At 37.3% G+C, this 9,250-nt stretch carries 8 protein-coding genes; 1 reads left to right on the forward strand and 7 read right to left on the reverse strand.

What is annotated here, in order from left to right; translation table 11 throughout:
• Positions 1-91: 91 nt before the first annotated feature.
• Positions 92-1,639, reverse strand: a complete 1,548-nt coding sequence (locus EKG35_RS08770; RefSeq protein WP_126294067.1) for an acyl-CoA carboxylase subunit beta — start codon at positions 1,637-1,639, stop codon at positions 92-94.
• Positions 1,640-1,642: 3 nt separating this feature from the next.
• The gene (mce, locus tag EKG35_RS08775; protein WP_126294068.1) at positions 1,643-2,056 is read right to left on the reverse strand and encodes a methylmalonyl-CoA epimerase; all 414 of its coding nucleotides are present in this window, start codon (positions 2,054-2,056) and stop codon (positions 1,643-1,645) included.
• 125 nt (positions 2,057-2,181) lie between these two features.
• Between mce and prli42 the strand changes: the two genes are divergently transcribed.
• Complete coding sequence (gene prli42 / locus EKG35_RS20865; protein WP_153062698.1) at positions 2,182-2,274, forward strand: stressosome-associated protein Prli42; 93 nt, start codon at positions 2,182-2,184, stop codon at positions 2,272-2,274.
• Positions 2,275-2,288: 14 nt separating this feature from the next.
• Here the strand turns inward: prli42 and EKG35_RS08780 are convergent, their stop codons facing one another.
• From EKG35_RS08780 to EKG35_RS08800, 5 genes are all read right to left on the reverse strand, one after another.
• Positions 2,289-3,281: an aromatic acid exporter family protein gene (locus tag EKG35_RS08780; protein ID WP_126294069.1), complete on the reverse strand. Its 993-nt coding sequence runs from the start codon at positions 3,279-3,281 to the stop codon at positions 2,289-2,291.
• Between the two features lie 265 nt (positions 3,282-3,546).
• Positions 3,547-3,987, reverse strand: a complete 441-nt coding sequence (locus EKG35_RS08785) for a BrxA/BrxB family bacilliredoxin (RefSeq protein WP_126294070.1) — start codon at positions 3,985-3,987, stop codon at positions 3,547-3,549.
• Positions 3,988-4,118: 131 nt separating this feature from the next.
• Positions 4,119-5,201 carry a methylmalonyl Co-A mutase-associated GTPase MeaB gene (gene meaB / locus EKG35_RS08790; protein WP_126294071.1) on the reverse strand — a complete coding sequence of 361 codons (1,083 nt, stop codon included), beginning with the start codon at positions 5,199-5,201 and terminating at the stop codon, positions 4,119-4,121.
• Positions 5,201-7,351 (reverse strand): methylmalonyl-CoA mutase, encoded by a 2,151-nt coding sequence (scpA, locus tag EKG35_RS08795; RefSeq protein ID WP_126294072.1) that lies wholly within the window; start codon positions 7,349-7,351, stop codon positions 5,201-5,203. The genes meaB and scpA overlap by 1 nt, the downstream gene beginning before the upstream one ends.
• The gene (locus tag EKG35_RS08800; RefSeq protein WP_126294073.1) at positions 7,348-9,051 is read right to left on the reverse strand and encodes a methylmalonyl-CoA mutase family protein; all 1,704 of its coding nucleotides are present in this window, start codon (positions 9,049-9,051) and stop codon (positions 7,348-7,350) included. Before EKG35_RS08800 ends, scpA begins: the two co-directional genes overlap by 4 nt.
• Positions 9,052-9,250 lie beyond the last annotated feature (199 nt).

A 9,250-nucleotide genomic window follows, 5' to 3' on the forward strand; every position in this document is an offset into this window, starting at 1 on the left:
AAAAAGAGTCGTCCATTTTTTTGGACAACTCGTTATTTGTAGAAAATAAAATTTAGATGACCTATTGTTAAGCATAGCACTTGCTCTTTTCTTATAGAGGGATGTTACCGTGTTTTTTGTTTGGTCGTGATTCTTCTTTATTTGCCAGCATATCTAAAGCTTGTATTAGCTTGATACGTGTATCGCGCGGATCAATTACATCGTCAACCATTCCTCGAGATGCAGCAACATATGGATTTGCGAATTTTTCTTTATATTCTTCAATCTTCGCAGCACGTGTACTTTCTGGATCTTCAGATTTCGCAATTTCATTGGCAAAAATAATATTTGCTGCTCCTGCTGCTCCCATTACTGCAATTTCTGCATTTGGCCATGCAAAGACTAAATCAGCTCCAATGGCCTTTGAATTTAATGCAACGTATGCACCACCATATGCTTTACGAAGAATAACTGTAATTTTTGGAACAGTTGCTTCTGAATATGCGTATAAAATTTTCGCTCCATGACGTATAATGCCGCCATGTTCTTGTTTTACGCCTGGGAAAAAGCCAGAAACGTCCTCAAACGTAATAATTGGAATATTAAATGCATCACATGTACGGATAAATCTTGATGCTTTATCAGATGAATCGATATCCAACCCACCAGCCAGCGCCTTTGGTTGATTACAGACTAAACCAACGGATTCCCCTGCAATACGCGCAAACCCAACTACAACATTTTTCGCAAATTCAGAATGTACTTCCATGAAAGATCCTTCGTCTACTACTTGTTCTACTACATTACGAACATCGTATGGTTTAGTAGGTTCAATTGGTACGAAGTCGATAATATCAGGACGATAATCATCCCCTTCAGGACGAGGAAGTTTAGGCGCTTTTTCTTTATTGCTTTGTGGTAAATAGCTTAGCAATCTTTTAATTTGTTCAATAGATTCTTCTTCAGATGGCGCGCGGAAATGGGCATTTCCACTAATTGAATTATGTACTTTAGAACCACCTAAATCTTCAGAAGAAATTTTTTCACCTGTCACTGTTTCTATAACTTTCGGTCCAGTAATGAACATTTGGGATGTTTTATCTACCATTAAGATGAAATCTGTAATGGCTGGTGAATAAACAGCTCCACCTGCACAAGGACCCATAATAACCGAGATTTGTGGAATAACACCTGAATATATTGCATTACGATAAAAAATATGCCCATATCCGTCTAATGATAATACCCCTTCTTGAATACGTGCACCACCTGAATCGTTAATACCGATAAAAGGAGTTCCATTTTTCGCAGCCAAATCCATTACTGCAGCGATTTTTTTTGCATGCATTTCACCTAAAGCACCGCCAAAAACTGTGAAGTCCTGAGCAAATAAATAGACATTGCGTCCATTTACTTTACCAAAGCCAGTTACAACTCCATCGCCTGGTCCAATTTGCTTGTCCATTCCGAAATCGGTAGTTCTATGTGTAATAAAAGGATTAATTTCAACAAAAGTTCCTTCATCCAACAATAAATCAATTCGTTCACGAGCAGTTAATTTCCCCTTCTCGTGCTGTTTCTCGATACGTTTGTCTCCCCCGCCAAGCTCAATTTCACGTTTCAAATCATACATCTCATTAATTTTATCGAACATATCCATTATTTACATATCCCCTTTGCCGCTTTTATCACATAATTCATATAAAACACCAAAAGAATCCTTCGGGTGTAAGAAAGCTACTTCAGCGCCTCCTGCACCTGGATTTGGTTCGTCCGAAAGAATACGTATACCTTTATCGCGTAATTCCTTCATTCTTTCTCGAATACCAGTAACCCCAAATGCTATATGTTGTATTCCTTCCCCGCGTTTCTCGATATGCTTATAAATTGCACTTTCTTCACTAGTCGGCTCTAGCAGCTCAAATTTCACATTTCCTGCATCTATAAAAGCTACTCGAACATTTTGAGAAGGAACTTCTTCAATTTTCAGTAATTTCAAGCCCAATGTTTCCGTATAATATGAAATTCGTTCATCTAGGTTTTTTACTGCAATACCAATATGATCCACTTTCTCCAATCATAACACCCCTTCTGTTATAGTACATATATATTGTAACGAATTTAAAAACAATAAGCTATGCACTTGAGAAAATTTTCAAATTTGATAAACTTAGTTTAAGAAAAGAAGGAGAGAACGAGAATATGAGTAATAAAAAATTCCAAAAGATAGTAGTTTATTGTATGATCGCAATTATGGTAATCTCAACTTTAGCATTCGGTCTATCATTCTTCTAATACGCTTTTTATGATTACAGCTTGTCTGTAATCTTTTTCTTTTTATCTTTACTTTTCAATCCTTTAAACGATTGTTTAATCATTAAATATTCATCCATTTCCTCAATAAATTGATATAAGGATGCCATCGCTAAAAATTTTTCATGCGTTTCAGGCAACGGCATTTTAGCAAACACTTCTTTTACAGTTTCCAGCTTCTCTCTAAAGTGTTTAGCCGTATTGCCAGAATGCACATTTTCTGATAATTCCTGCATAAAGTCGGCAACTAAACTTGCTTGCTGTACCATAACAGGTAATGTTGTAATTTTAGGCAAAACCCTCTCGATAATTTCCAGCTGCTTTTCGCGCATATCAAAGTACAAATAATAGAGATTTTCTTTTCTAGTGAAATGATTTTCTACATCTTTATACGCTAGAGACTTTGCTTTATTTAATAATTCAGCTGCGAGTATAATCTCTTTTCCATCCCATGAGGCATCTCCATTGCGCAAATATTTGACAATTTCTGAAAATATCGAGCGGTATAACTCCTCAATTTGCTCCAAATATTGATCCATTTCCTTTTGAAAATCACCCATGTACATATTAACAGCAAGAGCTGTTCCAAAACCTATAGCCATTAATCCTAACTCATTAAGAAGTAAATCGTAAGTAAAATTTGCTTCTGAATAGATATGCATAATAATAACTACACTTGATACAAAACCTGCCGCTACACCAAGAGACACAATTGTCGGAATAAAAACTAAAATCATTAGCGCTAATACTAGAGGATTATATCCAAAAAATTCTAAAGCAATAAATGAAAAAGCCATTCCAATGATACTTGCTACAAGCCTTGTATAAACAGCATGCAAAGATTTTTTCTTCGTTGTTTGAACGCAAAGAATTGTTAGAATAGCTGCTGAGGAAAAGAATTGCAGGTTGAAATATTCTGCGATTACAATTGCTAAGCCAGCCCCGACAGCTGTTTTTATTGTTCGATAGCCGATTTTAAACTTTTTTATATCGACTTCCTCCTTTAGGAAAAGCGCAAGAGCTCTTTAGCTGTTCATCTGTTAATAAATACACCGAGTGAAACCTAATCTATAGACTCGAATTAACGCGAAGCTTTTCCAGCTTTCGCCAAAGAGATGTAAATTACCATGAAGAACAGAGTAGCTTGTGCTAGATATTACTAAAAAACTTTATGATTTCTAAATTATTTTGTAAAAAACGAACATGTCCCTAGAGCGATAAAGCACTAAGGACGTGTTCAATTATTGGTGTGTATTACACTTCTTCACAATATTCTTCAAAGTTTGCTTGTAGATTTGTAATAACAGACATTGGATCATGACCTTCAATTTCATGTCGTCCGATATCTGCTACAACTTTTCCATCCTTTAATAATACAAAGGAAGGTGAAGAAGGAATATGATTGTCTCCGAAGAAATGACGAGCTGCTGCAGTTGCTTCTTTATCTTGACCTGCAAAAACTGTCACTAAATGATCTGGTCGTTTATCATAATGAATAGCGTTTGCTGCTGCTGGTCTTGCAATACCACCTGCACATCCACATACTGAGTTCACCATAACTAAAGTTGTACCAGGACGTGCAAAGGCTTCCTCTACCTCTTCAGGAGTGCGTAATTGCTCATAACCTGCAGCTTCCATTTCAGCACGTGCCGTTCTTTTAATTTCTTCCATAAATAAATCGAAATCCATATTCATAATTTATCGCTCCTTTCAAATACCCATTTTATCACAAAGAGACAAATTTTAATGACTTAAAAGCTTAAGTTTCAACTTTCCTTAAAACAGGATTGCTTTAACTATTAATCAATGTAAAAGAAATCCCCACTTTAATAAAACAACTTATTTACTCCTTGTGTAACGGTTATTTCACCTTGCAAAATCGCACTTTCAATTGATTTAACCTTCGTTTTTTTACTAGCATCATTAAAAAAAGAATCGATTAAATGATCTGTAATCATTGAATGGAACCATTCTTTCGTCTGTTCAAGACGTCTTATATCCCAGTAAGATGATTTTTTAATACTTGTTTCAAATTCACAGATCATGTCCCATACTTCTGTTAAACCTGTTTTTTGAAGGGATGATACAGGGATAGCTCTACTCATCCAGCCCGGTGTTGAAGGTTGAAGGAAATGTAAAATTTGCTTATATTCACGAACAGTTTTTTGTGCTTTGCGAACATTATCACCATCACTTTTATGTACGATAATGCCATCTGCCAATTCCATAATCCCTTTTTTCATTCCTTGCAGCTCGTCCCCTGCACCTGTTAGGACAAGTAAGAGGAAAAAATCAACCATTCCGCGAACGTAAGTTTCACTTTGTCCTACCCCAACTGTTTCGATTAAAATGACATCATATCCAGCAGCCTCACAAAGCAGCATTGTTTCTCGTGTTTTTTTATGCACACCACCGAGAGTACCTGCGCTTGGAGATGGTCTTACAAAGGCATTTTTGTTGCGGCTTAATTCTTCCATGCGGGTCTTATCCCCTAAAATACTTCCACCTGATAAAGAAGAACTTGGGTCAATTGCAAGTACTGCAACCTTTTTTCCCATATTACAAAGAAGTGTACCAAAGGCTTCGATAAATGAGCTTTTCCCCGCACCCGGTACACCTGTTATCCCAATGCGAATACTATTGCCAGTATAAGGCAGCAACTCCTGTAACAGTTGCTGTGCCTGTTCTTTATGCTCGCTGCTAGCGCTTTCGATAAGCGTAATGGCTTTTGACAAGGAAGTGCGTGAACTTTCACGCACCTCGCAAGCTAATTTTTTAATATCTATAGACTGTTGTTTTTTTTTACGAAACTTTTTAGGTGTAATAGGATTTAGTCCGTCATGGCCCCCTTCAACACCGGCCATCACGTTTAAAGCCCCTCTATTTATACCTTTGTTTTGCTCCTCCATTATTCAGACACTTCCTCATAGCCTAAACGTTTGTAAATTTCCTCGATAATTTTCATTGCTGAAACAGGTATCACGCTTCCAGGACCAAAGATTGCAACCGCCCCAGCCTCATATAGGAATTGGTAATCTTGAGCTGGAATTACCCCACCAACAATTACGATAATATCCTCTCTGCCTAATCTTTTCAGCTCAGCTACAAGTTCCGGCACTAATGTTTTGTGACCTGCAGCAAGTGAAGACACTCCTACACAGTGTACGTCATTTTCCACTGCCATTTGAGCTGCTTCTTCTGGTGTCATAAACAATGGAGAAATATCAACATCGAATCCTAAATCGGCATATCCTGTAGCAACTACTTTAGCACCACGATCGTGCCCATCTTGACCCATTTTTGCAACTAAAATACGTGGGCGGCGCCCTTCATTTTCTAAAAATTCCTCAGTCATCTGTTTTACTTCAGAGATTAATTCATCATCTGAGAAATTTGAAGAATATACGCCTGAAATCGAACGAATTATCGCTTTATGGCGTCCAGAAACTTTTTCTATAGCATCAGAAATCTCGCCTATTGAAGCACGAGCACGGGCAGCATCAATTGCAACCGCCAACAAATTCTCTTCACCTGTTTCTGCAGCGTAGGTTAAGCGGGATAAATGCTTTTGAACCTCTTCTTCATTGCGTGTTGCTCTTAACTTTTCTAATCGTTCAATTTGATTTTGGCGAACTACCGTATTGTCGATATCTAAAATATCAATAGGCTCTTCAACATCCAGCAAATATTTATTTACACCAACAATTGTTTCAGTTTTAGAGTCAATTTTAGCCTGACGTTTTGCAGCAGATTCCTCGACTTTCATCTTCGGTAAACCTGTTTCAATTGCCTTGGCCATGCCGCCAAGTGATTCGATTTCTTCGATTAAAGTCCATGCTTTATTTGTTAACTCATCTGTTAATTTTTCAATGTAATATGAGCCGCCCCATGGATCAATTACCTTTGTCATACCCGTTTCTTCCTGCAAGAATAATTGTGTGTTACGAGCAATACGTGCAGAGAAGTCTGTTGGCAGTGCAATTGCTTCATCAAGAGCATTTGTATGCAAAGATTGAGTATGACCCATTGCTGCTGCGTTCGCTTCAATTAAAGTTCTTGTCACGTTGTTGAATGGATCCTGCTCTGTTAATGACCACCCTGATGTTTGTGAGTGTGTACGCAGCGCAAGTGATTTCGGATTTTTCGGATTAAACGTACTCATCATTTGCGCCCAAATACGCCGTGCAGCACGCATTTTAGCTACTTCCATATAGTAATTCATTCCAATTGCCCAGAAGAAGGACAAACGAGGTGCAAACGAATCTATATCAATACCAGCTTTTAAACCTGTTCGAACATATTCAAGCCCGTCTGCCAACGTATAGGCTAGTTCAATATCATTCGTTGCTCCAGCCTCTTGAATATGGTACCCAGAAATAGAAATGGAATTAAATTTCGTCATAAATTTACTCGTATATTCAAAAATATCCGCAATTATTTTCATGGACATTTCAGGAGGATAAATGTACGTATTGCGCACCATGTATTCTTTTAAAATATCATTTTGGATTGTACCTGCTAATTTGTCTGGCGAAACACCTTGTTCTTCTGCGGCAACAATATAGAATGCCATAATAGGTAATACTGCACCATTCATTGTCATCGAAACGGACATTTGATCTAGTGGGATGCCATTAAATAAAATTTTCATATCCTCTATCGAATCAATAGCAACTCCTGCTTTCCCTACATCCCCCTTGACTCGTGGATGATCAGAATCATAGCCGCGATGAGTAGCTAGGTCAAATGCTACAGATAACCCTTTTTGACCCATTGCTAAATTTCTGCGATAAAATGCATTTGATTCTTCTGCAGTTGAAAACCCTGCATATTGACGAACTGTCCAAGGACGGACAACATACATCGTTGGATATGGTCCACGGGTATTTGGGGCAATTCCAGCAACGTCATTTAAATGATTTGCACCTTGTATGTCTTCTTTCGTATAAAATTCACTAACTTCAATTCCTTCATTTGTTAAAAAAGAACGGTTTGGCTGCAACTTTTCATCTAGCAAAACTTTTTCAATAGCAACGGAATTAAAATTTGGTTTACTCATCGTTGAACCCCCTTCAAGCTTTCCAAAACCTCTTTAAGCTTTACAATTAAATTTTGGCCGGCAAAAATAAAGCCGTTTAAGCCGCTATTTAACCATTCTGTTTCTTCTTCTTTAAACTTGCCAGCTACATCTAAAATTAAGTTTTTAGGTTTTTGAGCTAGTATAGAAGGAATTAACGATTTCGTATCTTCATCATTTCCCGCCACAATCACATAATCGTAATTAACTTGTTTTAGCCATCCAATTGCATCTTCAATAGTTTCAATTTCACCCGATTGTTTAAGGATAATTCCCGCAGTTGCAAAGAATCCTGCGACGAAATCTGCACGGGCTTTAAAATTCTTCAATTTTCCGATAGTTAAAATTGCAATGCTAGGTTGAACTTCATTATATTTTTCGCGCAGATTCTCAAACGGAATAGCTAATCGCTTTATTTGTGAATGCTGTGGATTCGTTGCAAGTGGAAGTTCGTCGACTGGGTTTGCGTAAATATTTGTACCGATTAATGAGTGTTTTCTTGTTTCGACAGCCTTTAATCGACTATTATAAACTTCCTCAATTGCTGCTTGTAATTTACCTGATTGAGAAAATGCATCAATTCCACCTGCATCCTCTATTTCAATAAACAATTGCCAAGCTTTCTCTACATATTCTGCTGTTAATGATTCAATAAAATATGAACCTCCTGAAGGGTCCAGCACATCTGCAACAAATGATTCTTCTTTTAATACCAGCAAAACATTCCGTGCAATTCGAATGGATTGTTCAGTAGGTTCAGATAATACATCATGTGGGTGAACCGTTATTAAATCAGCCCCGCCAATCAGTGCTGCAAAAGCTTCATTTCCTGCACGCAATAGATTTACATAAACATCTAATTTTGAGAAACTGCGCAGAGATGTTTCAGCAAATACCGGGATTGCAGATGGGTTGTTAAAACCATACGCCGATGAAAACGCTTTCCATAATACTTTAAAAGCACGAAGCTTTGCAATTTCCGAGAAAAATTGTGTATCTACTGCAAAATTTACGAAATATTTTTTTGTAAAGTCTTCAAAGTTCTCTTCTAGCTGGGCATATTTCGCTGCTAATGCCAGGGCGATTGCCAGCTCTTGAATAGCATTTGCTCCATCATTATGGTAAGTAACTGTATTAGCTGAATAAGTACGAACCTTTTCAAATCCTTCTAAAGTTACTGGAGTTTCCGAAATAATAAAGCCATTTATCTTTTGTTTGTTGCTGTCATCAATTTTGTTAAAAACCTTTAATAGCGAGTCATTTTCATTTTGCACATAAAATTTGAACGAATTTTCAGATATGTAGTTCACCAATTGACTAAGACTATCATCATTCCATTCAAATGGCATACGACTATCTATTGTAAGTACATCATTTCCCCTATTTAAACTATCTTGAATGTTTGAAAAAAATTGTTCTGGAGTTTTTCCATAAATCTGTTGTGCAGCTAAGAAAGTAGCTGACATTTTCAACGAACGAATTGTTGAAATTTGTTTCTCCAGTTGTCCACCCATCTTCTCAACTAACATTTCTTGAGTATAAAGTGGCTCTAATGTAACTCCTTCAATTGTTTTCGAGAAAAGTGTTTCGAACGGTTTCCCCTTTAAAGCTTTTATTGCTTGTTCTTTCCAATCGTCATAATTGACAGACGGAAACTGAATATCCTTCATTTTATTTGACATATTCTCGCTTAAAAGCTTCCCCCTTTAACTGTTTATACTTCATATTTTACCTTAGAAAACGTTACCATTAAAGTACAAAAGTCAAAACCACCAGTATAACTGGTGGTTTGCTCTTCGCGTGAAACGCTGGGTTACTGGCTCCTGTCTAAAGACATTCTGAAAGGTCCGCCAACCGCACTTCGCTTCCTCACTTTGCCGC

Source organism: Lysinibacillus telephonicus (genome assembly GCF_003966145.1).
Taxonomy (GTDB): Bacteria; Bacillota; Bacilli; order Bacillales_A; family Planococcaceae; genus Ureibacillus; species Ureibacillus telephonicus.